Source organism: Pseudomonas sp. NFPP02, assembly GCF_900119355.1.
Taxonomy (GTDB): domain Bacteria; phylum Pseudomonadota; class Gammaproteobacteria; order Pseudomonadales; family Pseudomonadaceae; genus Aquipseudomonas; species Aquipseudomonas paracarnis.
The window spans coordinates 221034-247873 of the sequence record NZ_FPJI01000006.1 but is presented as its reverse complement, the minus strand read 5'-3'; the positions used below and the strand labels follow the sequence as shown (position 1 = coordinate 247873).

The following is a 26840-nucleotide window of genomic DNA, read 5'->3' as shown; positions in this document are numbered from 1 at the left end:
AGTCTTCGGGTATCAGTCCAGGTACACACCTGAACGACAGTCGCCTCCTGCGCATTTAATGCTCCTTCCCCATTGACGGCTAATGTATCCAGTAATTTACGCCGTCACCTGAACGTCACCTTAACAAGCCACTCTGTTGCCCTTCGACGCTTGAGGAGCTTGTCATGTTGCATGCGCAAAACCAGGATCGGCTGTATTTGATCGCCCAGAGCGAGGAACAGGAGGCGCTGATCGGCAGTCTCGCGTTCAACGTTCAGGACCGCCATTGGCTGGTGTATTGCGCCCTCGGCGGGCACCAGCATGCCGATCTGCCGGAGCTGGATCTGCTCACCGGTGTGAGCATGCTGGACTTTTATGTCGATACGGCCGCATGACAAAAACCACGGGCACAAAAAAACCGGGCTCAGCGATGAGCCCGGTTTTTTGTGAGCGGCTTATTGCGCGCTGAGCAGTTGACCGATGCTTGGGTCCTTGAACAGGCGGGTCAAGGCATCACTGAGCACGTCGCTGACCAGCTTGGTGTTGGTTTCCTGGTTGGGCGACATGCCGAACCGCTGGTTGAGCGAGGCTGCGTAGCGGCCACTGTAGCGGCGGGTACCGGCACTGACGTCAGACTTGAAGGTAGCGCCGATGGAAGCCTCGGTCACATACAGGCCGTCTTTGGGCGACTGGTATTTCAGCTCGGCCAGGGTCACGGTCAGTTGCGGCACGCCTGGCGAGTTGGTCGGCGTAAAGCCCAGCAAACGCACAGCGGCTTCAGCCTGGGCCTGCAACTTGGGCAGCACATCCTGGCCGTTCACCGAAATCAACGCGGTCTCAGGATACAGGCCGCCACGCGAACCCAGGGTTGGCGACGGGCGACCGTCAACCACGCGTACCGATACCGGCTGGCCGTGGCCTACCGCCGCCAACTGCGCGGTGACTTTAGGTTGCGGGCTGAGTTGTTGCGGGCTGTTGGCGCAGCCGACAAGGGTCAAACTGGTCACAGTGATCAAACCGAACAACAGGCGTTGCAACATACGCATTTCTCCAGGACTAGGTGCAGACAGGACGCCAGTATAACGGTGCACGCGCACCACTCACCAGCGATCCTGAACGGCGGCTGAAGCCCCTGCGCAAATTACAAATTCGCATAAATTCGTCACCCCAGTGTCATGCCACACTGGCAACCTTCAAGCATGTAACACACCAGGTACACCGCCATGCGCCTTCTCAAGACCCTGTTCATGTCCCACGTTCGTCATCGCCACTTTGCCCTGCTTGATGCCCACGGTCATTGTCTGGCCTTCAAGCAGTGCAGCCTGCCGCCCGTCGGTGAAGGCTGGGTGGAAGTGACCGAGACTCACCTGGGCTGGATGCACCGCCCACTGCCGGCCAGCGCCCGGGTCAGCCCAAAGGTTTTTCGCCCACGACGCCGGCAAGCGTTGGCCTCCTGACCAGCCCCCTAATAAAAGTCATAAAACACGCCCATTTCACTGACGTTCTTCGCTACAATCTCCCCCCGATTATAAGGACGTCTCCTGATCGGGCCTCGCAGCATCGTTAATGCCCAGGCATTAGCCCCAAAATCGCCCACAGAGAGCCGCCCACACAGATCGAGTGAAGCTGGCGTGCTTGCTGTTTCCTTTGCAAACCACCCCGTCTTTTATCGAATCTGCCAGAGCTGCCATTGCGCTCGGCCACTTGAGTTGTTTGCCCGTTTTGCCGCGTGTCGGCAGAGGTTTACGGGCCAGGTGCCAGGCTGGGGCAGCCCTTTTTTGAGGTTCACGTCTTCAAAAGAGCGTGAAAAAACGGGTTTTCACAACTTCACAAGAGTGTGGCGAGCAAATGAATAGTTTGGCGTTTGTACAAGCACCATCAGCGTCTGGGTCAGCCCAATTACACAGGATCGAGCCTTCCTCAAAAACCGGAGCTTGAGCCTGTCCGCTACGGATTGGTTGCACGAATCGCACGCTTTGACCATAAGTCGAATTGCCACAGGCGCCCATGAATGCGTTCATAGGCAGATTAGCCCGGCAGGAAGCGTGTGCTGAAGTTGCAAAGAATTGCGAATCGGACATGGCGATCCTGGCCATGGGTAACCTGGGGCAACACGTGAACCGCCCCATCACTCCTGGCAGCCATGCCGTCAATTTGGTGCTGCAGATTTTGGAGACGCGTTAAATGGCGCATAACGAAGCAGTCGACGTAGTACTGGTAGGGGCCGGCATCATGAGTGCCACCCTGGCCGTACTGCTCAAAGAGCTCGACCCCGGCCTCACGCTGGAAGTCGTTGAGCTGATGGATTCGGGTGCCGCGGAGAGTTCCAACCCGTGGAACAACGCCGGTACCGGCCACGCCGGGCTGTGTGAGCTGAACTACACGCCGCAGGCCGCCGATGGCTCCATCGACATCAAGAAAGCCGTGCACATCAACACCCAGTTCGAGGTGTCGAAGCAGTTCTGGGCTTACCTGACCAAGAAGGGCACCTTTGGCTCGTCCAGGTCGTTCATCAGCCCGGTGCCCCACCTGAGCTTCGTGCAGGGCGACAAAGGCGTGTCCTTCCTCAAGAAGCGCTTTGAGACCCTCAGCCAGCACCACGCGTTTTCGGACATGCACTACACCGAAGACCGCAGCGAAATGGCCGAGTGGATGCCGCTGATGATGCCGGGCCGCCCGCTCGATGAAAAAATCGCCGCCACCCGTGTGATGAACGGCACAGACGTCAACTTTGGCGCCCTGACCAATCAGTTGCTCAGCCACCTGACCAGCTCGCCGGACGCCCAGGTCAAGTACTGCAAACGCGTGACCGGCCTCAAGCGCAACGGCGCGGGCTGGACCGTGAGTATCAAGGACGTGAACAGCGGTAACAGCCGCGACGTCGATGCCAAGTTCGTATTCCTCGGCGCTGGCGGTGCGGCGCTGCCGTTGCTGCAGGCCTCGGGCATCGAAGAGAGCAAAGGCTTCGGCGGCTTCCCGGTGAGCGGCCAGTGGCTGCGTTGCGACAACCCGGAAGTGGTCAAGCAGCACCAGGCCAAGGTCTACAGCCAGGCTGCCGTGGGCTCGCCGCCGATGTCCGTGCCGCACCTGGACACCCGCGTGGTGGATGGCAAGAAATCCCTGCTGTTCGGGCCATACGCCGGTTTCACCACCAAGTTCCTCAAACACGGCTCGTTCCTTGACCTGCCGATGTCGATTCGCGCCGGCAACATCGGCCCGATGCTGGCCGTGGCCCGCGACAACATGGACCTGACCAAGTACCTGGTCAGCGAAGTGCGCCAGTCCATGGAACAGCGCCTGGAATCCCTGCGTCGCTTCTACCCCGAGGCGAAAGCCGAAGACTGGCGCCTGGAAGTGGCCGGCCAGCGCGTGCAAATAATCAAGAAAGATCCGAAGAAAGGCGGCGTGCTGCAGTTCGGCACCGAACTGGTTGCTGCCAAGGACGGTTCGCTTGCGGCGCTGCTGGGCGCGTCTCCTGGTGCTTCGGTCACCGTCTCGATCATGCTGGAGCTGATCGAGCGCTGCTTCCCGCAGAAAGCCGCCGGTGAATGGGCCACCAAGCTGCACGAGATCTTCCCGGCGCGCGAGAAAGTGCTGGAGACGGACGCCGAGCTGTATCGCAAGATCAACACGCAGAACAACATCAGCCTGGAGCTGGTGGAACCTGTAGGAGCGAGCTCGCTCGCGAAAAACGTCAACGATAACGCGGCGCAAGTGGATTAAGGCGCCGCTCTCAGGTTCTTCGCGAGCAAGCTCGCTCCTACCGTTAAAAGCAAAACGCCCCGGACTCTAAAGCCGGGGCGTTTTTTTTGCTCGGACAATCAGCCGCGGGCGTTGTCGATCAGTTCGATGTACTCGGCGGCGTTGCGCTGGTCCTTGATCAGGTCGACGAAGGTCTGGCCATGCTCGTCCTTGCCGTCCAGGTCCAGGCCTGCTTCTTTGAAAAAGCCCAGGAAACGCTCGAAGTCGTCGATACGCAGGCCGCGATAGGCCTTGATCAGTTTGTGCAGGGACGGCGACGTCGCATCAACCGGCTCGAAGTCCAGGAACAACTTGATCTGGTCGTCACCGATTTCGTCGCCAATCACCTGTTTCTTATCTTTACGCATTACCGACTCCAGCCTGCAGACATTTACACGGGGTTTGAAGTCTACCTGCGCGACGCCGGATGTGGGAGGGGGCTCGCCCTAATACCTGTAGGAGCGAGCTTGCTCGTGAAAAGCTCAAAGGCGCCGCGTTTATTCAGGAAGCACGCGTTATCGTTGACGTTTTTCGCGAGCAAGCTCGCTCCTACAGACGCCCACATTTGGATGTCAGTGTTCAGTCGAACTGAGCAAGCATCCAGCGCTGGTAGTCAGCCACACCTGCATCACCTTCTCGCGGTGCCCAATCAGCCAGTTCGCCCTCACCCACCGGTCGATAAGGCCCGGCCTTGCATTCGAACATCACCGTGTCAGGCTCCAGCACCACCAGGCCATGAAACACTCCCGGTGGCAGATCGACGCCTGCGCACTCGCCACCCGCCTGCATCACGCGTTTGGCGATCACTTCACCCGCATCGGTGAATATCAGCAGACCGAGGCGCCCCTGAAGCACCAGCAAAGTCTCGGCCTTGTCGGCGCTCAGGTGCCGATGAGGCGGCACATAGGTACTCGGCTGCAGCGCCACCGCGAGGCGATGACACGGCTCCTCCATCTGGTGGAAATTATGGTGGTATCGGCCACGGGGGCTATCGCCCGCTTTCTCGGCCAACTCTGCAAATAAGGTCTGATCAAGAAAGCGAGCCATCGATTACATCCCTTTAACGGCGTAGATGCCATTGGCGTTACGCCAGTAGCCCTTGTAGTCCATGCCATACCCGAAGATATAACGGTCAACGCACGGCAACCCGACGAAATCGGCTTTGAGCTCAGGACGAGCCTTGCGGTCGTGGTCTTTATCGATCAGTACGGCGGTGTGCACTTTGCGCGCACCGGCATGTTTGCAGAAGTCGATGATCGCACCCAGGGTGTGACCCTCATCGAGAATGTCATCGATGATCAGCACATCACGGTCGATGAAAGACACTTCCGGCTTGGCCTTCCAGAACAAGTCGCCGCCGCTGGTTTCATTGCGATAGCGGGTGGCATGCAGGTAAGAGGCTTCCAATGGGAACTGCAGGTGAGTCAGCAATTTGCCGGCGAAGATCAGGCCACCGTTCATCACGCAGAAGACCACCGGGTTGGTGTCGGCCATTTCACGAGTAATGTGCGCGCCGACCTTGGCGATCGCTGCTTCGACTTGCGCTTCGGTGTACAGGCAGTCAGCCTCGTGCATGATTTGACGGATATGCTCGAGATCAGCAGACATGGCGCTCTCCAAGGGGGTGCTGTGGCAAGAAAAGCGGGCGAAGGTACGCTTCTCGTGCGCTCCAATCAAGCCTTTATGGACTAACGTACTTGATGTCTATAGGACAACACCCTCGGATAGATTAATCTAGGCCGGTTTTTTTGCCCGCCGCCGGAGCCTTTCCTATGCCCACTCGCGAGATCCGCCACCCGCTGATCCGACACAAACTCGGCCTTATGCGCCGTGCCGACATTAGCACGAAGAACTTCCGTGAGCTTGCTCAGGAAGTCGGAGCGTTGCTCACTTACGAAGCCACCAAGGATTTGCCCCTGGAAACCTACGAGATCCCCGGTTGGGCCGGTCCCGTACAAGTGGAGAAAATCGCCGGTAAGAAAATTACCGTGGTACCGATCCTGCGCGCCGGTATCGGCATGCTTGAAGGTGTGCTCAGCCTGATTCCGGGCGCCAAGGTCAGCGCCGTGGGCGTGGCCCGCAATGAAGAAACGCTGCAGGCCCACACCTACCTGGAAAAACTCGTCCCGGAAATCAACGAGCGCCTGGCCATGATCATCGACCCGATGCTCGCCACCGGCAGTTCCATGGTAGCCACCATCGACCTGCTGAAAAAAGCCGGTTGCCGGGACATCCGTGCCATGGTGCTGGTGGCCGCGCCCGAAGGCATCGCCGCCGTCGAGAAGGCCCATCCGGATGTACAGATCTACACCGCATCCATCGATGAGCGCCTGAATGAACACGGCTACATCATCCCGGGCCTGGGCGATGCCGGTGACAAGATCTTCGGCACCAAGCAGAAGGACGCGTGAACATGCAGGATGAATTCAACGACCCGCTTTGGCGCCAGATCCTGTCTGGCGCACAAATGCTCTTCGTAGCATTTGGCGCGTTGGTGTTGATGCCGCTGATCACAGGTCTTGATCCAAACGTCGCGCTGTTTACCGCAGGCCTTGGCACGTTGCTATTCCAGGTGGTGACAGGGCGGCAGGTGCCGGTATTTTTGGCATCGAGCTTCGCGTTCATCACCCCGATCATTCTCGCCAAGGGCCAGTTCGGCCTCGCAGCGACCATGGGCGGGGTGATGGCAGCAGGTTTCGTCTATACGTTCCTGGGCTTGGCCGTGAAGGTCAAGGGCACCGGTTTTATCGACCGGCTGCTGCCGCCCGTGGTGATCGGCCCGGTGATCATCTCGATCGGCCTGGCCATGGCGCCGATTGCCGCCAACATGGCCATGGGCAAGTCCGGCGACGGTGCAGAGCTGATCCACTACCAGACGGCGATGCTGATTTCGATGCCAGCGCTGCTCACCACCTTGATCGTGGCGGTGTTCGGCAAGGGCATTTTCCGCCTGGTGCCGATCATTTCCGGGGTGCTGGTGGGTTTTGCCATGTCGTTCTACTTTGGTGTGGTCGACACGGCGAAAATCGCCGCTGCGCCGTGGTTCGCCCTGCCCCACTTCACCGCGCCGGAGTTCAACTGGCAGGCCATCCTGTTTATCGTCCCGGTAGCACTGGCCCCGGCGATCGAGCATATCGGTGGTGTGATTGCGATAGGCAGCGTGACCGGCCGCGATTACCTGAAAAAGCCTGGCCTGCATCGCACGCTGCTGGGTGACGGTATCGCCACCACGGCTGCCGGCATGTTTGGCGGCCCGCCAAACACCACCTACGCCGAAGTGACCGGCGCCGTGATGCTGACCAAGAACTACAACCCGAAAATCATGACCTGGGCGGCAGTGTTTGCCATCAGCCTGGCATTCATCGGCAAGTTCGGCGCACTGCTGCAGAGTATCCCGGTGCCGGTGATGGGCGGGATTCTGTGCCTGCTGTTCGGCTCGATTGCCGCGGTGGGGATGAACACGCTGATTCGCCACAAGATCGACCTGGGCGAGGCGCGCAACCTGGTGATTGTGTCGGTAACGCTGGTGTTCGGGATTGGCGGTGTGCTGGTCGGTACCGGCACCGGCCCGGATGATTTCGGCCTCAAGGGCATCGCCCTGTGTGCGGTGGTGGCGATTGGTTTGAATTTGTTGCTGCCGGGCAATGATGGCTGGAAGAACAAGAAGCCGGATGAGCCGCTGCTGTAACTGACTAAACGCAAATCAGTGTGGGAGCTGGCTTGCCTGCGATGACGGTGTATCAAACGACAGATAGGTCGACTGTTACACCGTCATCGAAGGCAAGCCAGCTCCCACGTTTGATTTTCAGCGTCTGTCAGAGCTCGCCGAGCCCGTCGATCAGCGCCTGGTTCTGCTCCGGCGTCCCGATGCTGATGCGCAAGAACTGAGCAATCCGCTCCTGCTTGAAGTGCCGCACGATCACCCCTTGCTCACGCAACTTGGCGGCAAGCCCTGCAGCGTCATGCCGCGGGTGACGCGCAAAGATGAAGTTCGCTGCCGACGGCAATACCTCAAACCCCTTGCCCTGCAATTGCGCGACGACCTGGTTGCGGCTGTCGATCACCCACTGACAGGTTTTCTCGAAATATTCACGGTCGTCAAACGCGGCCGCCGCGCCAACAATCGCCAACCGATCCAACGGGTAGGAGTTGAAGCTGTTCTTGACCCGCTCCAGCGCTTCGATCAGGTCTGGGTGGCCCACGGCCAGGCCCACACGCAAACCGGCCAGTGAGCGCGATTTGGACAGGGTCTGGGTCACCAGCAGGTTCGGGTAACGGTCTACCAGGCTGATGGCAGTTTCGCCGCCGAAGTCGATATAGGCTTCATCGACCACCACCACCGAATCCGGGCTGGCCTTGAGGATCTGCTCCACCGCGTCCAGCGCCAGTACGCAGCCGGTGGGCGCGTTAGGGTTGGGGAAGATGATCCCGCCGTTGGGCCTGGCATAGTCAGTGGCCCGAATCTGGAACTGTTCGTCCAGTGGCACCGCGTCGAACGTGATGCCGTACAGGCCGCAGTACACCGGGTAGAAGCTGTAGCTGATGTCCGGGAACAGCAGCGGCAGATCGTGCTGGAACAGACCATGGAAGATGTGCGCCAAGACTTCGTCGGAACCGTTGCCGAGGAACACCTTGCCGGCATCGATCCCGTAATACCTGGCCACGGCCTGCTTGAGCAGGTCGCTGTTGGGGTCCGGGTACAGGCGCAAGTTGTCGTTCAACTCGGCCTGCATTGCCGCCAGCGCCTTGGGCGATGGGCCGTAGGGGTTTTCGTTGGTGTTGAGCTTGACCAGCTTGGTCAGCTTCGGTTGCTCACCGGGTACGTAAGGCACCAGGTCTTTGACGAAAGGGCTCCAGAATTTGCTCATGCCTTACTCTCCCTTGACGATGCGGTATTCAGCGCTGCGTGCGTGCGCGCTGAGGGATTCACCACGGGCCAGCACCGAGGCGGTCTTGCCCAGTTCGGAAGCGCCTTGTGGCGAGCAGAAGATAATCGACGAGCGCTTCTGGAAGTCGTACACCCCCAGCGGCGACGAGAAACGCGCAGTGCCGGAGGTTGGCAACACGTGATTGGGGCCGGCGCAATAGTCGCCCAGGGCTTCGCTGGTGTGACGGCCCATGAAGATCGCCCCAGCGTGACGGATCGATGGCAACCAGGCCTGTGGGTCCGCTACGGACAGCTCAAGGTGCTCCGGTGCGATGCGATTGGCCACTTCAATGGCCTGCTCCATGTCACGCACCAGAATCAGCGCACCACGGCCGTTGATCGACTTCTCGATGATCTCGGCACGCTCCATGGTCGGCAGCAGCTTATTGATGCTGGCGGCGACCTTGTCGAGGAACTCGGCATCGGGGCTGACCAGGATCGCCTGGGCGTCTTCATCGTGCTCCGCCTGGGAGAACAGGTCCATGGCGATCCAGTCCGGGTCGGTCTGGCCGTCACACACCACGAGGATTTCGGAAGGACCGGCAATCATGTCGATACCGACCTGGCCGAACACATGGCGTTTGGCGGTGGCGACGTAGATATTGCCGGGGCCGACCACTTTGTCGACCTTCGGCACGCTTTCGGTGCCATAAGCCAGCGCTGCGACGGCCTGGGCGCCACCGATGGTGAACACACGGTCCACACCGGCGATGCAGGCGGCAGCCAGCACCAGCTCGTTGATTTCGCCACGCGGGGTCGGCACCACCATGACCACTTCGGTCACACCTGCGACTTTGGCCGGGATCGCATTCATCAACACCGACGATGGATACGACGCCTTACCGCCCGGCACGTACAGACCGGCGCGGTCCAGTGGCGTGACCTTCTGGCCCAGCACAGTGCCGTCGGCCTCGGTGTAGCTCCAGGAGTCCTGCTTCTGCTTTTCGTGATAGCTGCGTACCCGCGCCGCAGCGACTTCGAGGGCTTCGCGCTGCGGTGCGGTGATGCGCGTCAGCGCCAGCTCCAGGCGTTCACGCGGCAGGATCAGGTCAGCCATGGACTGCACGTCCAGGCCGTCGAACTGGCGGGTGAAGTCCACCAGCGCTGCATCACCGCGCTCACGCACGGCCTTGATGATGTCGAGCACCCGCTGGTTGACCGAGTCGTCGGACACGCTTTCCCAGCTCAGCAGATGATCCAGATGATGGGCGAAATCCGGGTCGGCAGCGTTGAGTCGGGCAATTGCAGTGGACGTGGTCATAGCGAGGGCCTCAATAGAATTGGCAAAAACTCAGGCGCCCTAAACTAGCAGTCGTTTCCGCTTGGGCACCTGAGAATTCTGGCTATGAGGCGGATAGACGGGCGTAGCTCTTCAGCTACGCGGGGGAGTCAACCGCGGTGTCGAGACTCCACTGCCTTGCGCAGGGTGTCGATCAACGCCTGGATACGGGCGTGCTGCATCTTCATCGATGCTTTGTTGACGATCAGGCGGGAGCTGATGTCAGCGATAAAATCCTGGGGCTCCAAACCGTTGGCGCGCAGGGTGTTGCCGGTGTCGACCACGTCGATGATCTTGTCCGCCAGGCCGATCAGCGGTGCCAGCTCCATGGAGCCGTAGAGCTTGATGATATCGACCTGACGGCCTTGTTCGGCGTAATAGCGCTTGGCAACGTTGACGAACTTGGTGGCGACCCGCAGGCGGCCCTTGGGTTCGACATCACCGACGCGGCCGGCGGTCATCAGCTTGCACAGTGCGATGCGCAGGTCCAGGGGCTCGTACAGGCCCTGGCCGCCGTATTCCATCAGCACATCCTTGCCGGCAACACCCAGGTCGGCGGCACCATGTTCAACGTAGGTCGGCACGTCGGTAGCCCGCACGATCAGCAGGCGCACGTCGTCCTGGGTCGTGGGGATGATCAGCTTGCGGCTCTTGTCCGGATTCTCGGTCGGCACGATGCCCGCTTCAGCCAGAAGCGGCAACGTGTCGTCAAGGATGCGGCCCTTGGACAGTGCGATGGTCAACATGGGAAATGTCAGTCCTTCATCAGGCTATTGCTGTCCGGTCGCAAACGGCGCCAGACACAGATCGAGGCCATGACAGCCTCGATTTGAAACAAACCAGTCAACAACAAACCGTGGCGAGGGAGCTTGCTCCCGCTGGGACGCGAAGCGGCCCTCGAAGAGCGGGACTGCTACGCAGTCCAGCGGGAGCAAGCTCCCTCGCCACAAGCAGGGACTAGCCCGGTACGCGGCGAATCTTCGCGCCAAGCATCTGCAGTTTCTCTTCGATGCACTCGTAACCACGGTCTATGTGGTAGATGCGGTCGATCAGCGTGTCACCTTCGGCGCACAGTGCCGAGATTACCAGGCTGGCCGAGGCACGCAGGTCGGTTGCCATGACTGGCGCGCCCTTGAGCTTGTCGATCCCGGTAACGATGGCAGTGTTGCCTTCGACCTGGATCTTGGCGCCCATGCGGTGCAGTTCATACACGTGCATGAAGCGGTTTTCGAAGATGGTCTCGATCACGGCACCGGTGCCTTCGGCAATCGCGTTCAAGGAGATGAACTGCGCTTGCATGTCGGTCGGGAACGCCGGGTACGGAGCGGTACGCACGTTGACGGCTTTTGGCCGCTTGCCGTGCATGTTCAGCTCGATCCAGTCTTCGCCGGTGGTGATCTCTGCGCCGGCTTCCTTGAGTTTTTCCAGGACGGCTTCCAGGATGGTCGGATCGGTGTCCTTGACCTTCACACGGCCACCGGTCACGGCAGCGGCAACCAGGTAGGTACCGGTCTCGATGCGGTCAGGCATGACTTTGTAGGTGGCGGTGTGCAGACGCTCTACACCATCAATAGTGATGGTGTCGGTGCCAGCACCGGAAACCTTCGCGCCCATGGCGTTGAGGAAGTTGGCCAGGTCGACCACTTCCGGCTCGCGTGCGGCGTTCTGCAACACGCTGCGACCGTTGGCCAGGGCAGCGGCCATCATGATGTTCTCGGTACCGGTGACGCTGACGGTATCAAAGAAGAAGTTCGCGCCGCGCAGGCCGCCTTCCGGCGCCTTGGCCTTGATGTAGCCGCCTTCGACGTCGATGACTGCGCCCATGGCCTCAAGGCCACGGATGTGTAGGTCGACCGGACGCGAACCAATGGCGCAACCGCCAGGCAAGGCTACTTCGGCTTCGCCGAAACGGGCAACCATAGGGCCCAGCACCAGGATCGACGCACGCATGGTTTTCACCAGTTCGTACGGAGCGACCAGGGTCTTGATGGTGCGTGGGTCGATTTCGACGGCCAGCTTCTCGTCGATCACCGGCTCAATGCCCATGCGACCGAACAACTCGATCATGGTGGTGATGTCGTGCAGGTGCGGCAGGTTGGCCACAGTCACCGGGCCATCGCACAGCAGGGTCGCTGCCAGGATCGGCAAGGCGGAGTTTTTCGCACCGGAAATGCGAATCTCGCCATCAAGGCGGGCACCGCCGGTAATAATCAATTTATCCATAAGAATCTCGACGCCTTGGGGGCTCAGGTGCGCTCGGCCCAGGCCGCGCGGCTGAAAAATTTCATAGTGACCGCATGGATGCTGCCATCGGTGATCCATGGGTTCAAATGGGCATAGATCTGCTGCTGACGCTTGACCGGGCTCAATGCCGCCAGTTCATCGCTAATCACGTTCAGCTGGAAATTGCAGCCTTCGCCTTCGACTTCTACAGTCGTTTCAGGCAGCTTTCCTTCAAGGAAGCTCTTAACTTCTAGGGCCTGCATGCTCAACCTCTATCGGCGCCCAGTGCGCACGGGTCGCACATCATACAAAAAAGCCCCGCGCCTGCGAACCCCGCATAGCAGGACTCTGACGGGGGGCTTCTTTAATAATGTGTATCAGGGATGCGCCAGCAGCTCGGTCAAACCGGAAACTTCGGCAATTTCGCGCATGTCTTCTGGTAACGCACGGATGCTTACCGGCTTTTTCGCCGCCTCGGCATCACGCATGAAGCACAGCAACAACGACAAGCCGACGCTGCTGGACTTGGTCACCGCCGAGCAATCAAGCACCAGCTCTGGCGCCTTGCTGGCCTTGATCAGCGCCTGGCCCTGCTTGCGCAGGTCAGGCCCGGTGCGGTAATCCAGCACGCCGCTGAGGAACAGCTCGCCGGCGTCGCCGATACGAACAGCCGACTCGGTCATTGCGCAGGCTTCCCGGCAGCTTTATCGGTTTCTTCCTTGGCCTTGGCCACTTCACCGGCCCAACCATTGATGGTCTTGTCCAGATCGTTGCCATTGCGCTGCATCGCGTCGGCGAACTGATCACGGAACAGCTTGCCGATGTTGATACCGTTGATGATCACGTTACGCAGCTTCCACTCACCGTTGATCTTCGTCAGGGTGTAGGACACAGGGTACACGGCGCCATTGCTGCCGGAGACTTTCATTCCGACTTCGGCACGGTCGCCCGACTCGTCCTTGGGCGCATCAACGATAATGCCCTGGTTGTTGTATTCCAGCAGAGCGTTACCGTAGAACTGGAACAGCCCCTTCTTGAAGTTTTCCTGGAACGTCTGCATTTGCGCAGGCGTAGCTTTGCGCGAATATTTGACCGTCATGATGCTTTTGGAGATGCCTTCAGCATCGACCACAGGGCCAACGATCGTGTTGAGCGCGTTGTAGAACCTGGAAGGGTCTTGCTTGTACTGTTCTTTATTAGCCTTGAGGTCAGCCAGCATTTTGCTGGTGGTGTCCTGTACCAAATCGTGGGCAGAACCTGCCGCGTTGGCCATCATCGGCAATGCTGCAAGCAGTACCAGCAGGCCACGTCGCAAGGTAGAGATCATGAACAGATTCCTCATTTAGCGTCTTTATTGACCGTATTGAGCAAAAATTTCCCGATCAGGTCTTCGAGCACCAGCGACGACTGTGTGTCGTGGATGGTCGAACCATCCTTGAGCAGGGCTGTTTCCCCACCCACGCTGACCCCGATGTACTTCTCGCCCAGCAAACCCGCAGTGAGGATAGATGCCGTGGAGTCAGTTGGCAGATTATCTACCTTCTTGTCCAGTTGCATCGTCACCCGCCCGGTAAAGCTGTCGCGATCCAGATCGATTGCTGTGACCTTGCCGATGGTGACGCCGGCCATGGTCACTTTGGATCTGACCGTCAAACCGGCGATATTGTCGAAGTACGCGTAAAGTTTATAGGTATCGGCGGTAGGGCTGGCCGAAAGGCCACTGACTCGCAGGGCCAGCAACAGTAAAGCCAGGATGCCAGCCAGCAAGAAAAGGCCGACACCGATTTCCACAGTGCGGTTTTGCATCAGAAATCTCCAAACATCAAGGCGGTCAAAATGAAGTCAAGGCCCAGTACCGCCAACGAAGCGTATACAACGGTCTTGGTAGTGGCACGGCTGATCCCCTCTGAAGTGGGCTCACAGTCATAGCCTTGGAATACGGCAATCCAGGTCACCACAAAGGCAAAGACAATGCTCTTTATGATGCCGTTGAGCACGTCACCGGTGAAGGTCACGCTGTTTTGCATGTTGGCCCAGTAGGAGCCGTCGTAGACCCCCAGCCAGTCAACCGCCACCCACGAACCACCCCAGATACCCACCACGCTGAAGATCATTGCCAGCAGTGGCAGGGAAATGAAGCCGGCCCACAGGCGCGGGGCAACAATGTACTTGAGCGGGTCCACGCCGATCATTTCCAGGCTGGACAGCTGCTCAGTGGATTTCATATTGCCGATTTCAGCGGTCAGCGCCGAACCTGCACGCCCCGCGAACAACAAGGCGGTAACCACCGGGCCAAGCTCACGCAACAGGGTCAGGGCCACCATCTGCCCTACCGCCTGCTCCGAGCCGTAGCTGGACAGGATATTGAAACCCTGCAGCGCCAGCACCATGCCGATGAATACGCCGGAGACCACGATGATCACCAGGGACATCACCCCCACCGAGTGTAGCTGCTTGACCAGCAGGCCAAAGCCGCCGCCGATACCGCCGCGCCCCAGCAAGGCGTGAAACAGGAAAATGGTCGAACGCCCCAGCACTTCGACGATGTCGATGCCCGAGCGACCGAAAAGGCGAACCTTCTCGATAAGAGATGTCTTGCGCATCAGCGCTTCCCCAGAAGATCTGAGCGGTAGTCCGCTGCCGGAAAGTGAAAAGGCACCGGGCCATCGGGATTGCCGGTCATGAATTGGCGAATGCGCGGGTTATCGGCGTTCATCAGCTCTTCAGGCGTACCCTGCCCCAGCACCTGACCATCACCCACTACATACAGGTAGTCGGCGATGCTCGCGGTTTCGGCCAGGTCGTGGGAAACCACGATGCTGGTGATCCCCAATGCATCGTTGAGCAGACGGATCAGGCGCACCAACACGCCCATGGCGATCGGGTCCTGACCGACGAATGGCTCGTCATACATGAGGATCTGTGGGTCGAGGGCAATCGCCCGCGCCAGGGCGACACGGCGCTTCATGCCGCCGGACAACTCGTCCGGCATCAGGTCGATGGCGCCGCGAAGCCCTACGGCCTGCAGTTTCAACAACACGATGTCACGAATCATCTCATCGGACAGCTGGGTGTGCACCCGCAGCGGGAAGGCTACGTTTTCGAACACATCGAGGTCGGTGAACAGCGCGCCGCTCTGGAACAGCACGCCCATATGCTTGCGCGCATCGAACAGATCGCTACGCGACAGCGTTGGCAGGTTCTGGCCGTTGACCCACACTTCCCCGGCACTGGGGCGCAATTGCATGCCCATCAGGCGCAACAGGGTGGTCTTGCCGCAACCGGAAGGCCCCATGATGCCCGTGACCTTGCCGCGAGGAATGCGAATATCGACGTTATTGAAGATGCTGCGCGTACCGCGCTTGAAGGTAAGACCCTTCAGCTCGACCGCGTAGGCGTTATCGGCACTCATCTAATCTCCTTGGGATGCAGCCTTTCACTCAGACACCATGTGTGCGACTTTGGTTTTCAACAGATGCGCAATAGTTGAGCACATGGGTTGGGCGGACCGAACTGGCGGCGAACTATATCACTGCTGGTACAGAGCCCCCAAGGCCGGAACAGCGCTGGTTCAGATTTGAGACAGGGAAAAAACGTTGCTTGCTATGTTACCGACGGTGGTTTTCAGTTATCCCGCGCACAAAGCCTGACGAACTTGCGTGAGGGAATTGATCATTACCGCTATAATCGCCGACTTTTCGTCAGGCTATACGATTTCAGACATGAGCCAATCCAGCGACCTTATTCAATCCGCACAACGCACCATACGCCTTGAGCTTGAAGCCGTAGAGGGCTTGCTGGCGCATATCGACGCGGATTTCGTGCGCGCCTGCGAGATTATTCTGGCCAGCAAGGGCCGCGTTGTGGTGGTCGGCATGGGCAAGTCCGGCCACATTGGCAACAAGATCGCAGCGACCTTGGCGAGCACCGGGACCACCGCGTTTTTCGTGCACCCGGCCGAAGCCAGCCACGGCGACATGGGCATGATCACCAAGGACGACGTGATCCTCGCCCTGTCCAACTCCGGTACTACCAACGAAATCGTGACCCTGCTGCCGCTGATCAAGCGCCTGGGCATCCAGATGATCAGCCTCACTGGCAACCCTGAGTCAACGCTGGCCAAGGCCGCCGACGTCAATCTGAATGTGCACGTAGCCCATGAGGCCTGCCCGCTGAACCTGGCGCCCACCTCCTCCACTACCGCCGCGCTGGTAATGGGCGATGCCCTCGCTGTGGCACTGCTGGAGGCCCGCGGGTTTACGGCCGAGGACTTCGCATTTTCCCATCCGGGTGGCGCACTGGGCCGTCGCCTGCTGCTGAAAGTGGAAAATGTCATGCATCGCGGCGCCGAGCTGCCGAGCGTTCCACGCGGCACCCTGCTCAGGGATGCACTGATGGAAATGACCCGCAAGGGCTTGGGCATGACTGCCATCGTCGAAACCGATGGCCGACTGGCAGGGATATTCACCGACGGTGACCTGCGTCGCACCCTGGACCGCACCATTGATATCCATACCGCGACCATCGACGCAGTGATGACCCCTCACGGTAAGACCGCGCGCGCCGAAATGCTCGCGGCCGAAGCGTTGAAAATCATGGAAGATCACCGCATAGGTGCTCTTATCGTGGTCGACGACGATGACCGGCCGATCGGGGCCCTTAACCTTGGCGACTTGCTGCGCGCAGGAGTGATGTAAATGAACAGCGACCTGTTGCAACGCGGTAAAGAAATCAAGCTGGCGATTTTCGACGTTGACGGCGTGCTGACCGATGGCCGCCTGTACTTCCTCGAAGACGGCAGCGAATTCAAGACCTTCAACACCCTCGACGGCCAAGGCATCAAGATGCTGATGGCAGCGGGCGTGCAAACCGCAATTATCAGCGGTCGAAAAACACCGGTTGTGGAACGCCGTGCACAAAACCTCGGTATTCCTCACCTGTATCAGGGCCGCGAGGATAAACTGGTGGTGCTGGACGAGCTTCTTGGCCAACTCAACCTAAGCTATGAACAAGTCGCCTATCTGGGCGACGACCTGCCAGACCTGCCGGTGATTCGCCGGGTGGGCCTGGGCATGGCCGTCGCAAATGCCGCGGCGTTTGTCCGCGAACACGCCCATGGCATCACCACCGCCCGTGGCGGCGAAGGTGCCGCCCGCGAGTTCTGCGAGTTGATCCTGCGTGCCCAGGGCAGTCTTGAAGCGGCCCACGCCGCCTACCTATAGAGCGTTATATGCTGAGTAAAAAGATTCGCAACTTCCTGTTATTCGGGGTCATCGCCGCGCTGCTCCTGGCGGTGGGCTACTGGAATATCAGCCCGGAGCGCTTTCTCGACAAGCCTGTTGCACAGGTTGACGAAGGCCTTATCGACTATTACGCCACCAATGCCTACAGCATTCAGTATCTGCCCGACGGCAAGGTGCAGTATGAGATGACATCGGACAAGGTCGAGCACTTGAAGGCTTCCGAAGTCAGCCTGCTGACCAATCCGGACCTGAACCTGTATCGCGGCACCGAATTTCCCTGGCACGTGACCAGCAAGCGTGGCGAAGTCAACCCTGACGGCACCGAAGTTGAACTGATCGACTCGGTTCGCGTCGCACGTACAGACGCGCAGAACCGCGACACCATCATTACCAGCAGTCGCATGACCGTATTCCCACAGAAGCAATATGCGCAGACCGAGCAAGACGTTAGAATCGACGGCGCTGGCGGTGTATCGACTGGCAAGGGAATGAAAGCGTATTTGAAAGAAAGCAGGATACACCTGCTATCGAACGTAAGAGGACAGTATGAGGCTCGTTAAAACTCTCCCTATTTTGCTCGGTCTGGGCGCAGCACTGGGAAGCGTGAGCGCCTGGGCTCTGCCGAACGATAGCCAGCAACCGATCCACATCTCGGCTGACGATGCGCAGCTCGATGACAAGCAAGGTGTCGCCACCTACACCGGCGGCGTGATCATCACCCAAGGCTCGATGAAGATTACCGGCAACACGGTGACCCTGACTCGTACCAAGACCGGCGATATCGATGTGGTGACTTCGGTCGGCAACCTGGCTTATTTCGAGCAGAAGCAGTCCGCTACCGATACAGGCCCCATGAAAGGCTACGGCAAGACTATCCAGTATCACGCCCAGCAGAACCGCATCGTACTGATTGATCAGGCCAAGGTGCTGAGCCCGGACGGCAACTCCACGGAAGGTGAAAAAATCACCTATGACACCGTGAAGCAGATCGCTAACGCCGGTCGCGCCAACGGCAACAAGGTCACCGCACCCCGCCCACGCATCGACATGGTTATCCAGCCGAAGAAGAAGGCCGAGTAATGGCAACCCTGAAAGCCCAGCATCTGGCCAAGGCCTATAAAAGCCGCCAGGTGGTACGCGACGTCAGCCTGTCGATCGACAGCGGCCAGATCGTCGGCCTGCTCGGTCCTAACGGTGCCGGCAAAACCACCTGCTTCTATATGATCGTCGGGCTGGTCCAGGCGGACCAGGGTCGCGTATTGATCGACGACCTGGACGTCAGCCACCAACCCATGCACGGTCGTGCACGGGCAGGTATCGGCTATCTTCCGCAGGAGGCGTCGATCTTCCGTAAACTGTCGGTAGCCGACAACATCATGGCGATCCTCGAGACCCGCAAGGAACTCGATCGCGATGGCCGCCGCCAGGAGCTGGAAAGCCTGCTGCAGGAATTCCACATCAACCATATTCGCGACAACCTCGGCATGAGCTTGTCCGGTGGTGAACGTCGTCGCGTGGAAATCGCCCGCGCCCTGGCGACCGCGCCGAAATTCATCCTGCTGGATGAACCCTTTGCCGGCGTCGACCCGATTTCGGTGGGCGACATCAAGCAGATCATCCATCACCTCAAGGCCAAGGGCATTGGCGTGCTGATCACCGATCACAACGTGCGCGAAACCCTCGATATCTGCGAAACCGCGTATATCGTCAACGATGGTCAGCTGATTGCCGAAGGCGATGCCGAAACCATCCTGGCCAACGAGCTGGTGAAGGAAGTGTACCTGGGTCACGAGTTCCGCCTGTAAACACAGGGGTATCGCGCTCTTACCTGGAGCGTGCGGGAGTCAATGGAAACCTCGGTTTTTTTATTGTTACCGCGCTCTAGGCAAAGGCCCCGAGATCAGGCATATAATTTGCTTATGTTTGGCGCTCACGCGCCCTGTCGTGGATGGCGCATTGCGCCGGCGAATAAGGTGTTAAGCCCCTGCCATGAAACCATCGCTAGTCCTGAGAATGGGCCAGCAGCTGACGATGACACCGCAGCTGCAACAGGCCATCCGCCTGCTCCAATTGTCGACCCTGGACCTGCAACAGGAGATCCAGGAGGCCCTGGAGTCCAATCCGATGCTCGAACGCCAGGAAGAAGGCGACGACTTCGATAACGCAGATCCTCTGGCCGATAACATCGAGCAAAAACCCAATTCCGACGTGCAGGAACCCTCCTATCAGGAAACCGCCCCGACGGTGGACAACCTGGAGGAAGGCGACTGGAACGAACGCATTCCCAACGAGCTTCCCGTGGACACCGCCTGGGAAGACGTCTACCAGACCAGCGCCAGCAGCCTGCCAAGCAGCGATGATGACGAGTGGGACTTCACTACCCGCACGTCGGCGGGCGAGAGCCTTCAGAGCCACTTGCTGTGGCAACTGAACCTGGCGCCGATGTCCGATACCGATCGCCTGATCGCGGTCACCCTGATTGATTGCATCAATAACCAGGGTTACCTGGACGAAACCCTCGACGAGATCCTCGAGGCCTTCGACCCGGAACTGGATATCGAACTGGACGAAATCGAAGCCGTCCTGCACCGCATCCAGCAATTCGAGCCCGCAGGCATCGGCGCACGCACCCTCAGCGAGTGCCTGTTACTGCAACTGCGCCAATTACCGGCCAAGACGCCATGGCTCACCGAAGCGCAACGCTTGGTCAGTGACTACATCGACCTGCTGGGCAGTCGCGACTACAGCCAACTGATGCGCCGTATGAAGCTCAAGGAAGATGACTTGCGCCAGGTCATCGAACTGGTGCAAAGCCTCAACCCGCGTCCGGGCTCGCAGATCGAGTCCAGCGAAGCCGAATATGTGGTGCCCGACGTCATTGTGCGCAAGGACAACGAACGCTGGCTGGTGGAGCTGAACCAGGAGTCAGTACCGCGCCTGCGGGTCAACCCGCAATACGCAGGTTTTGTGCGCCGCGCCGACACCAGCGCCGATAACACCTTCATGCGCAACCAGTTGCAGGAAGCGCGGTGGTTCATCAAGAGCCTGCAAAGCCGCAACGAAACCCTGATGAAAGTCGCAACCCAGATCGTCGAACACCAGCGCGGTTTCCTGGAGTACGGCGACGAGGCCATGAAGCCTCTCGTGCTGCACGACATCGCCGAAGCCGTCGGCATGCATGAATCGACGATTTCCCGGGTTACCACGCAGAAATTCATGCATACCCCACGGGGTATTTATGAGCTGAAATACTTTTTCTCCAGCCACGTCAGCACCTCTGAAGGCGGTGAATGCTCGTCCACGGCGATCCGTGCGATCATCAAAAAACTGGTTGCCGCTGAAAATCAGAAAAAGCCGTTGAGTGACAGCAAGATCGCTGGTTTACTGGAGGCACAAGGCATTCAGGTCGCCCGTCGAACCGTCGCCAAGTACCGCGAGTCCCTAGGGATCGCGCCTTCCAGCGAGCGTAAGCGGTTGATGTGACGGGCGGGCCACAGCGTTCCAGTGGTGGGTATTCCTGCCCACCGCTTTATGCACTGGCAACGAAGGAGAAGCTGTATGCAAGTCAACATCAGTGGACACCAGCTGGAAGTCACCAAGCCCCTGCGTGAATACACCGAGAGCAAACTGAACAAGCTTGCGGGGCATTTTGACAAGATCACCAACGTGCAGGTCATCATGGAGGTCGATAAGCTCAAGCAGAAAATCGAGGCCACCCTGCACGTACCGAATGCCAAGCTCGTCGCCAATGCGGAACATGAAGATATGTACGCGGCCATTGACTCCCTCTACGACAAGCTCGACCGCCAACTCATAAAGCATAAGGAAAAGAATCTGCACCTGATGCAAGGTACAGGTCGTTAACTCTCCCCCCATGATCCGACTTGAAAACATCCTGACCCCCGGCCGTTCCCTCGTGAACGTGCCGGGCGGCAGTAAAAAGCGCGCCCTCGAACAAATTGCCAACCTGATCGCCCGGGAAATTCCGGATCTGGAGATGCAAGATGTCTTCGAAGCTCTGATTGCCCGTGAAAAACTCGGCTCCACCGGTTTTGGCAACGGCATCGCGATCCCCCACTGCCGCCTCAAAGGTTGTGATAAACCCGTGAGCGCGCTGATGCACCTGGACGCTCCGATTGATTTCGACGCCATCGACGGCGCCCCGGTCGACCTGCTGTTTGTGCTGCTGGTCCCGGAAGCCGCCACCGATGCGCACCTGGAACTGCTACGGCAGATCGCCAGCATGCTAGACCGCAAGGATGTACGCGACAAACTGCGCAGCGCTTCCAGCAATGAAGCGTTGTACCAAGTTGTCCTGGATGAACAAAACGGGCAGTAATCATGCGTTTGATCATCGTCAGCGGTCGCTCCGGCTCCGGTAAGAGCACCGCCCTCAATGTGCTTGAGGACAACGGCTTCTATTGCATCGACAACCTGCCTGCCGGCCTGCTGCCAGAGCTGGCGGAGCGTGCACTGATCCATACCGAATTGGCGCAGCCGCTCGTTGCGGTCTCGATTGATGCGCGCAACCTGCCCAGCCACCTCTCGCGCTTCCCGGAACTGTTGGAAGAAGTGCGTGCCAAGCACATTCATTGCGATGTGCTGTACCTGGATGCCGACGAAGAGACCCTGCTCAAGCGTTTCTCCGAAACCCGTCGACGCCACCCCCTCAGCAGCGCCAACCGTTCCCTGGCCGAAGCCATCGAGGACGAGACCAAGCTGCTCGGGCCGATCATTGACCTGGCCGACCTGAAGATCAACACCACCAACCTGAACCTGTATCAGTTGCGCGACGCGATCAAGCTGCGCCTGCTGAACCAGCCTGAGCCGGGCACAGCGTTTCTGGTCGAGTCGTTTGGCTTCAAGCGGGGCATGCCGGTAGATGCCGACCTTGTGTTCGATGTGCGCTGCCTGCCCAACCCTTACTGGAAACCGGAGTTACGCGACCAGTCCGGGCTGGATCAGCCCGTGATCGACTACCTGGCCGCACAACCGGACGTAGAAGAGATGTTCCTGGATATCTCCAGCTACCTGCTCAAATGGTTGCCGCGCTTTGCCGCCAGCAATCGAGCCTATGTCACCATTGCCATTGGCTGCACTGGCGGCCACCACCGCTCGGTCTATCTGACTGAGCGCCTGGGCCAGGTGCTGCAACAAACCCTCAAGAACGTCCAGGTTCGCCACCGCGACCTGAGTTGAAAGGAACACCTGCGCGATGCCTGCTCTGGAAATTGAAATCATCAACAAGCTGGGCCTGCACGCACGGGCGTCGGCTAAATTCGTCGGCGTGGCCGGCCAGTTCCCCTGCCAGATCCGTGCTGGGCGTACGCCAGAGTCCATGGTAGATGGCAAAAGCATCATGGCGATGATGATGTTGGCGGCCGGCAAAGGCACAAAAATTCATCTGAGCACCGAGGGCGAGCAAGAAGACGAAGCAATGGCCGCACTGGTCGAGTTGATCAACAACTACTTCGACGAAGGCGAATAACCCCCTTATGTAGGAGCGAGCTTGCTGGCGAAACGTCAACGATAACGCGGGCATCCTGGTTTAACGCAGTGTTCTCAGGTTTTTCGCGAGCAAGCTCGCTCCCACATGGAACCACCCTCAGCCCAACGCCGTATCCATCACCATCATCACGCAAAACCCGAGGCACAGCCCAAGGCTGGCAAGCTTTTCATGGCCATTGCGGCGCGACTCGGGGATGACTTCATGAGTCACTACCAGCAACATTGCCCCGGCGGCCAACGCCAAACCCAGCGGCAACAACACTTCGGCAAGGCTCACCAGCCATGCGCAGAGCACCGCAAATACCGGTTCAACCAAGCCCGATGCAGCGCCAATCAGGAAGGCTTTGATCCGCGACATTCCCGCCCCAGCCAATACCAACGCAATCACTAGCCCTTCAGGTACATCCTGCAAGGCAATGCCCATGGCGAGGCTGTCGGCATCCGCCATGCCTCCGCCCGCGGAAACACCTACAGCCATGCCTTCCGGGATGTTGTGCGCAATGATCGCAAACACGAATAACCAAATACGAGGCGGGATAACCGGTTTATCCGGTGTACCCACCAGCATTTCCGGGCTGGCGCCAGAAACCTTGCGATCTACGAGGTACAGGCCGAACGCCCCGAGCATGATTCCGAAGCTGATCAAGCCACCGGCACCCCAAGGTGAAAGCCCCAGGCTTTCAGCGGCGGCGATACCCGGCACGACCAGGGAAAAAGCGGTCGCCGCCAGCATCACACCGGCACCAAAGCCCAGCAGGGTATCGCTCAGCGCCATCGGCATGCGCCGAATCACCAACACCGGCACCGCGCCCAGCGCGGTGCCCAGCGCGCAGATCGCTCCACCCTGCAAAGCGCGCAGGATGCGCGCCTCCAGGTTCAACCAGGCCAGCCCATGGGCCACCAATAACGCAATACCTGCCAATAGCAGCAGCGTGCCAAACGCATAACGAAACATTCGTACGCTACCGATCGCCAGTGTTTGAGTGCCCATAGTCGGCCTTAGATCTTGTTATGGAGTGAGTGTCAGGCCAAGGCCGCCTGATAGCGCGCGGCAACTTCCGGCCAGTTGATGACGCTGTAAAATGCATTGATGTACTCAGGTCGTCGGTTTTGATATTGCAAGTAGTAGGCGTGCTCCCAAACGTCCAGGCCCAGGACCGGTGTATTGCCGCTCATCAGCGGGCTGTCCTGGTTGCCGCTGCTTTCCACCACCAGCGTTTTCTGTGGCGTGACACTCAACCAGGCCCAGCCGCTACCGAAACGCGTCAACGCCGCCTTGGTGAAGGCCTCCTTGAAGCTGTCGAAACCACCCAATTGCTCGTCGATAGCCTTGCCCAGCGCGCCCTCGGGTTTGCCGCCCCCTGTCGGTGACATGACCGCCCAGAACAACGAGTGGTTCGCATGCCCGCCTCCTTGGTTGACCACGGCAGCGCGTAATTTCTCCGGCAATGTTTCGACGCTGGACACCAGCTTCTCCACGGGCCAGCCGGCGAACTCAGTGCCCTCGACCGCGGCATTGAGGTTATTGATGTAGGTCTGGTGGTGTTTGGTGTAGTGAATTTCCATGGTTTGCGCGTCGATATGCGGCTCGAGGGCATCGTAGGCGTAAGGCAAGGCCGGCAAGGTATAGGTCATATCAATGTGCTCCATAATGGGACGTGGACGTTGGCGTCGCAGCACTTCCCAGCAGCCGATGAGTGCGTGGGTATTCGCCGTGATCGCTGATGAAATTCAGCAGCTCGACGTAGGTCTTGCTGCTCTGGCGCAACGCGGCCTCGCGCAGTGACGGGCTGAGGCGTGGGTCCTGCATGGTCTGCAAGAGGCGCTGATGGATAGCGCAGAGGTATTCGGCGCTTTCCTCAGGCTGGTTCAGGCGCAAGTGCAGGTCCGCCAGGTTGTGATGGGAAATGACACAGGCCGCCACTGCTTCGTCAGCATCCGCCCAGCGTTCGAACAACACTTGGGCCAGGGCCAGGGCTTGCAGATAGGCCTCGCGAGCGTCAACCAACTCGCCTGCCATAAAGCAGCGATTGGCCCGTTCGATCGTGCGTTTCCAGTGCTCCATGGTGAGCCTCCAAAGCAGGGTCGTTGATTACACGCCGCCGGCGGTGAGCTTTTCCGGGTCCAGCAGGACTTCCAGTTGGCTGCGAGGCAGGTCGGTGTGTTCGAGGGCGACATCGATCACCGGGCGGCCTTGCTGATACGCCTTCTTGGCGATTTCAGCGGCTTTCTGGTAGCCGATGATCGGGTTGAGTGCAGTGACCAGAATCGGATTGCGCGACAGCGCTTCCTTGAGCTTGGGCTCATTGACCTTGAAGCTGGCAATGGCCTTGTCCGCCAGCAACCGGCTGGCATTGGCCAGCAATTCCAGGCTGCTGAGCAGGTTTTGGGCAATGATCGGCAGCATCACATTCAGCTCGAAGTTGCCCGATTGGCCGGCCACCGTGATCACTGTGTCATTGCCGATGACCTGGGCGGCCACCATGGCGGTCGCTTCCGGAATGACCGGGTTGACCTTGCCCGGCATGATCGAAGAGCCTGGCTGCAGCGCCTCCAGTTCGATTTCACCCAGGCCGGCCAATGGCCCGGAGTTCATCCAGCGCAGGTCATTGGCGATCTTCATCAGCGACACCGCCGTGGCTTTCAACTGGCCAGAGACTGCAACAGCGGTGTCCTGGGAGCCAATCAGCGCGAACAGGTTCTTGCCGGGGGTGAACTTCACCCCGGTCAACAGGCTAAGTTGCTGGCTGAAGCGCCCGGCAAACTCGGGGTGCGCGTTGATCCCCGTACCGACTGCTGTGCCGCCCTGGGCCAGTGCTTGCAGCGCCGGTAGCAAGTCCTGCAAGTGGCCGATATTGGCCTTGAGCTGCTGCGCCCAGCCGTTCAGCACCTGGCTCATGCGCACCGGCATGGCGTCCATCAAATGCGTACGGCCGGTCTTGATGAACGGGTGAACCGCCTCGGCTTTTTGCTCGATGACTTGCACCAGATGCAGCAGGGCCGGCAGCGTTTGCTCATGCAGCACCAAAGCGGCACTGACGTGGATGGTGGTTGGGATGATGTCGTTGCTGCTCTGGCCGCAATTCACATGATCGTTGGGGTTGACCGCCTCGCCCAGCAAACGGCTGGCAAGGGTCGCGATCACTTCGTTGGCGTTCATGTTGGAACTGGTGCCGGAGCCGGTCTGGAAGATATCCACCGGGAAGTGCTGCATGTAGTCGCCTTCCAGCAAGCCTTGGGCGGCATCGACAATAGCCTTGCCCTGCCCTTCGCTGATTTGCTTGAGCTCGACGTTGACCTTGGCCGCGGCTGTCTTGGCCAGGATCAGGGCGCGGATGAATTGCGCCGGCATGGGTTGATGACTGATGGGAAAGTTGTTCACCGCACGCTGTGTTTGTGCGCCATACAAAGCTTCTTGCGGCACATGCAGTTCGCCCATGCTGTCGCGTTCGATACGGGTGTCACTCATCATTAGATCCTTGCACCAAGTCAGAAACGGAAATCGAAGGCAGTAATTCGCAGCTCGCCAATTGCCAGGCAAAGGTCTGCCAGCGCTTGAGGCGGCAGGCACAGTGGGAGAGTTTTTCCAGGTCGCGCAGTGGCTGCCAGGCCTGGTCCAGGCACAGGGAGCGCCAATGCCAGGGCAATGCGACATCAGCGGCGGTGTCGATCAACAAACGAAATGAGGTTTCAGCGATCGTCCACGGATGGGTTGCGGTGCAACACGCCAGATACCGACCTTCGTTCAGGTAGTGCTCAATCAGGCGGGGTTCATTGGGATCCAGGCCACAGCGAATCTGGCGGCTCATCCAACGCCAGCTTTCCAGATAGGGATCCTCATGCAGGACAGAACTCATGAGCCACACTCATTCGGTAATGATATTTATTATTAAATGATATTGAGAATCAAAACAAGAGCAGCCCATTAATCCTGCCGTGA

General features: G+C 59.2%; 34 protein-coding genes. 15 read left to right on the top strand and 19 right to left on the bottom strand.

Translation table 11 applies throughout. The features are described from left to right. Positions 1-164 precede the first annotated feature (164 nt). Entirely contained in the window at positions 165-374 is a 210-nt protein-coding gene (locus tag BT204_RS13200) for a hypothetical protein (RefSeq protein WP_003188620.1), read from the top strand. Positions 375-434: 60 nt separating this feature from the next. Here the strand turns inward: BT204_RS13200 and BT204_RS13195 are convergent, their stop codons facing one another. After that, entirely contained in the window at positions 435-1019 is a 585-nt protein-coding gene (locus BT204_RS13195; protein ID WP_034126321.1) for a YajG family lipoprotein, read from the bottom strand. Between the two features lie 183 nt (positions 1020-1202). On the opposite strand from BT204_RS13195, the gene BT204_RS13190 reads away from it, so the two are divergent. Further along, positions 1203-1436, top strand: coding sequence for a hypothetical protein (locus BT204_RS13190; protein ID WP_072447095.1), 234 nt, complete (start codon positions 1203-1205; stop codon positions 1434-1436). 727 nt (positions 1437-2163) lie between these two features. Continuing rightward, positions 2164-3702, top strand: coding sequence for a malate dehydrogenase (quinone) (gene mqo / locus BT204_RS13185; protein WP_034126319.1), 1539 nt, complete (start codon positions 2164-2166; stop codon positions 3700-3702). 98 nt (positions 3703-3800) lie between these two features. Here the strand turns inward: mqo and BT204_RS13180 are convergent, their stop codons facing one another. The 3 genes from BT204_RS13180 to BT204_RS13170 all read right to left on the bottom strand — a co-directional run bounded on the left by BT204_RS13180 (position 3801) and on the right by BT204_RS13170 (position 5328). After that, on the bottom strand, positions 3801-4088 hold the full coding sequence (locus tag BT204_RS13180; RefSeq protein WP_003188614.1) for a PA4642 family protein: 288 nt from the start codon (positions 4086-4088) through the stop codon (positions 3801-3803). Positions 4089-4299: 211 nt separating this feature from the next. Beyond that, positions 4300-4767, bottom strand: coding sequence for a WbuC family cupin fold metalloprotein (locus tag BT204_RS13175; RefSeq protein ID WP_034126318.1), 468 nt, complete (start codon positions 4765-4767; stop codon positions 4300-4302). A 3-nt stretch (positions 4768-4770) separates the two neighbouring features. Further along, on the bottom strand, positions 4771-5328 hold the full coding sequence (locus BT204_RS13170; protein WP_003188610.1) for a hypoxanthine-guanine phosphoribosyltransferase: 558 nt from the start codon (positions 5326-5328) through the stop codon (positions 4771-4773). Positions 5329-5492: 164 nt separating this feature from the next. Between BT204_RS13170 and upp the strand changes: the two genes are divergently transcribed. Beyond that, positions 5493-6131: a uracil phosphoribosyltransferase gene (gene upp, locus BT204_RS13165; RefSeq protein WP_003188608.1), complete on the top strand. Its 639-nt coding sequence runs from the start codon at positions 5493-5495 to the stop codon at positions 6129-6131. 2 nt (positions 6132-6133) lie between these two features. Next, the gene (locus BT204_RS13160; protein ID WP_072447093.1) at positions 6134-7408 is read left to right on the top strand and encodes a uracil-xanthine permease family protein; all 1275 of its coding nucleotides are present in this window, start codon (positions 6134-6136) and stop codon (positions 7406-7408) included. Between the two features lie 127 nt (positions 7409-7535). On the opposite strand, the gene hisC is transcribed toward BT204_RS13160, so the two are convergent. The 10 genes from hisC to BT204_RS13110 form a co-directional block, all read right to left on the bottom strand. After that, the gene (gene hisC / locus BT204_RS13155) at positions 7536-8588 is read right to left on the bottom strand and encodes a histidinol-phosphate transaminase (protein WP_054919315.1); all 1053 of its coding nucleotides are present in this window, start codon (positions 8586-8588) and stop codon (positions 7536-7538) included. 3 nt (positions 8589-8591) lie between these two features. Beyond that, positions 8592-9908 (bottom strand): histidinol dehydrogenase, encoded by a 1317-nt coding sequence (hisD, locus tag BT204_RS13150; RefSeq protein WP_054919317.1) that lies wholly within the window; start codon positions 9906-9908, stop codon positions 8592-8594. Between the two features lie 128 nt (positions 9909-10036). Continuing rightward, positions 10037-10672: an ATP phosphoribosyltransferase gene (gene hisG / locus BT204_RS13145; RefSeq protein WP_003188599.1), complete on the bottom strand. Its 636-nt coding sequence runs from the start codon at positions 10670-10672 to the stop codon at positions 10037-10039. Positions 10673-10883: 211 nt separating this feature from the next. Beyond that, entirely contained in the window at positions 10884-12149 is a 1266-nt protein-coding gene (gene murA / locus BT204_RS13140; protein ID WP_034126315.1) for a UDP-N-acetylglucosamine 1-carboxyvinyltransferase, read from the bottom strand. A gap of 23 nt (positions 12150-12172) precedes the next feature. Continuing rightward, on the bottom strand, positions 12173-12412 hold the full coding sequence (locus BT204_RS13135) for a BolA family protein (RefSeq protein ID WP_003188597.1): 240 nt from the start codon (positions 12410-12412) through the stop codon (positions 12173-12175). A 114-nt stretch (positions 12413-12526) separates the two neighbouring features. Further along, a complete protein-coding gene (locus BT204_RS13130; protein WP_003188596.1) occupies positions 12527-12832 on the bottom strand; it encodes an STAS domain-containing protein in 306 nt (101 codons plus the stop codon). After that, complete coding sequence (locus BT204_RS13125) at positions 12829-13476, bottom strand: MlaC/ttg2D family ABC transporter substrate-binding protein (RefSeq protein WP_054919319.1); 648 nt, start codon at positions 13474-13476, stop codon at positions 12829-12831. Before BT204_RS13125 ends, BT204_RS13130 begins: the two co-directional genes overlap by 4 nt. Positions 13477-13487: 11 nt before the next feature. Continuing rightward, on the bottom strand, positions 13488-13955 hold the full coding sequence (mlaD, locus tag BT204_RS13120) for an outer membrane lipid asymmetry maintenance protein MlaD (RefSeq protein WP_003188593.1): 468 nt from the start codon (positions 13953-13955) through the stop codon (positions 13488-13490). Next, a complete protein-coding gene (mlaE, locus tag BT204_RS13115; RefSeq protein ID WP_003188592.1) occupies positions 13955-14752 on the bottom strand; it encodes a lipid asymmetry maintenance ABC transporter permease subunit MlaE in 798 nt (265 codons plus the stop codon). Before mlaE ends, mlaD begins: the two co-directional genes overlap by 1 nt. Next, positions 14752-15561 (bottom strand): ATP-binding cassette domain-containing protein, encoded by an 810-nt coding sequence (locus tag BT204_RS13110; protein WP_003188590.1) that lies wholly within the window; start codon positions 15559-15561, stop codon positions 14752-14754. Before BT204_RS13110 ends, mlaE begins: the two co-directional genes overlap by 1 nt. Before the next feature lie 310 nt (positions 15562-15871). On the opposite strand from BT204_RS13110, the gene BT204_RS13105 reads away from it, so the two are divergent. From BT204_RS13105 to BT204_RS13060, 10 genes are all read left to right on the top strand, one after another. Further along, positions 15872-16846, top strand: coding sequence for a KpsF/GutQ family sugar-phosphate isomerase (locus BT204_RS13105; protein WP_072447091.1), 975 nt, complete (start codon positions 15872-15874; stop codon positions 16844-16846). Further along, on the top strand, positions 16847-17371 hold the full coding sequence (locus BT204_RS13100; protein WP_034126313.1) for a KdsC family phosphatase: 525 nt from the start codon (positions 16847-16849) through the stop codon (positions 17369-17371). Positions 17372-17379: 8 nt separating this feature from the next. Continuing rightward, complete coding sequence (gene lptC, locus BT204_RS13095) at positions 17380-17952, top strand: LPS export ABC transporter periplasmic protein LptC (RefSeq protein ID WP_014716937.1); 573 nt, start codon at positions 17380-17382, stop codon at positions 17950-17952. Then, positions 17939-18472 carry a lipopolysaccharide transport periplasmic protein LptA gene (lptA, locus tag BT204_RS13090; RefSeq protein WP_032893554.1) on the top strand — a complete coding sequence of 178 codons (534 nt, stop codon included), beginning with the start codon at positions 17939-17941 and terminating at the stop codon, positions 18470-18472. The genes lptC and lptA overlap by 14 nt, the downstream gene beginning before the upstream one ends. Then, a complete protein-coding gene (gene lptB, locus BT204_RS13085) occupies positions 18472-19197 on the top strand; it encodes an LPS export ABC transporter ATP-binding protein (RefSeq protein WP_003188582.1) in 726 nt (241 codons plus the stop codon). The genes lptA and lptB overlap by 1 nt, the downstream gene beginning before the upstream one ends. Positions 19198-19381: 184 nt before the next feature. Then, a complete protein-coding gene (locus tag BT204_RS13080; RefSeq protein WP_034126312.1) occupies positions 19382-20875 on the top strand; it encodes an RNA polymerase factor sigma-54 in 1494 nt (497 codons plus the stop codon). A gap of 75 nt (positions 20876-20950) precedes the next feature. Continuing rightward, positions 20951-21256: a ribosome hibernation-promoting factor, HPF/YfiA family gene (raiA, locus tag BT204_RS13075; RefSeq protein WP_003171804.1), complete on the top strand. Its 306-nt coding sequence runs from the start codon at positions 20951-20953 to the stop codon at positions 21254-21256. Between the two features lie 10 nt (positions 21257-21266). Continuing rightward, entirely contained in the window at positions 21267-21731 is a 465-nt protein-coding gene (gene ptsN, locus BT204_RS13070; protein ID WP_034126311.1) for a PTS IIA-like nitrogen regulatory protein PtsN, read from the top strand. Positions 21732-21733: 2 nt separating this feature from the next. Further along, complete coding sequence (gene rapZ, locus BT204_RS13065) at positions 21734-22591, top strand: RNase adapter RapZ (RefSeq protein WP_034126310.1); 858 nt, start codon at positions 21734-21736, stop codon at positions 22589-22591. 16 nt (positions 22592-22607) lie between these two features. After that, positions 22608-22880 (top strand): HPr family phosphocarrier protein, encoded by a 273-nt coding sequence (locus BT204_RS13060; protein WP_003188577.1) that lies wholly within the window; start codon positions 22608-22610, stop codon positions 22878-22880. Positions 22881-22997: 117 nt separating this feature from the next. Here BT204_RS13060 and BT204_RS13055 read toward each other — a convergent pair whose 3' ends face one another. From BT204_RS13055 to BT204_RS13035, 5 genes are read right to left on the bottom strand one after another with little or no spacing between them, the layout of a single operon-like run. Continuing rightward, on the bottom strand, positions 22998-23891 hold the full coding sequence (locus BT204_RS13055; protein WP_072447089.1) for a ZIP family metal transporter: 894 nt from the start codon (positions 23889-23891) through the stop codon (positions 22998-23000). 32 nt (positions 23892-23923) lie between these two features. Continuing rightward, the gene (locus BT204_RS13050) at positions 23924-24535 is read right to left on the bottom strand and encodes a superoxide dismutase (protein WP_034126308.1); all 612 of its coding nucleotides are present in this window, start codon (positions 24533-24535) and stop codon (positions 23924-23926) included. A 1-nt stretch (position 24536) separates the two neighbouring features. Then, positions 24537-24965: a hypothetical protein gene (locus BT204_RS13045; protein WP_003188573.1), complete on the bottom strand. Its 429-nt coding sequence runs from the start codon at positions 24963-24965 to the stop codon at positions 24537-24539. Positions 24966-24992: 27 nt separating this feature from the next. Further along, positions 24993-26369: a class II fumarate hydratase gene (locus tag BT204_RS13040; protein WP_072447087.1), complete on the bottom strand. Its 1377-nt coding sequence runs from the start codon at positions 26367-26369 to the stop codon at positions 24993-24995. Further along, a complete protein-coding gene (locus BT204_RS13035; protein ID WP_072447085.1) occupies positions 26362-26757 on the bottom strand; it encodes a FagA protein in 396 nt (131 codons plus the stop codon). The genes BT204_RS13040 and BT204_RS13035 overlap by 8 nt, the downstream gene beginning before the upstream one ends. Between the last annotated feature and the right edge of the window lie 83 nt (positions 26758-26840).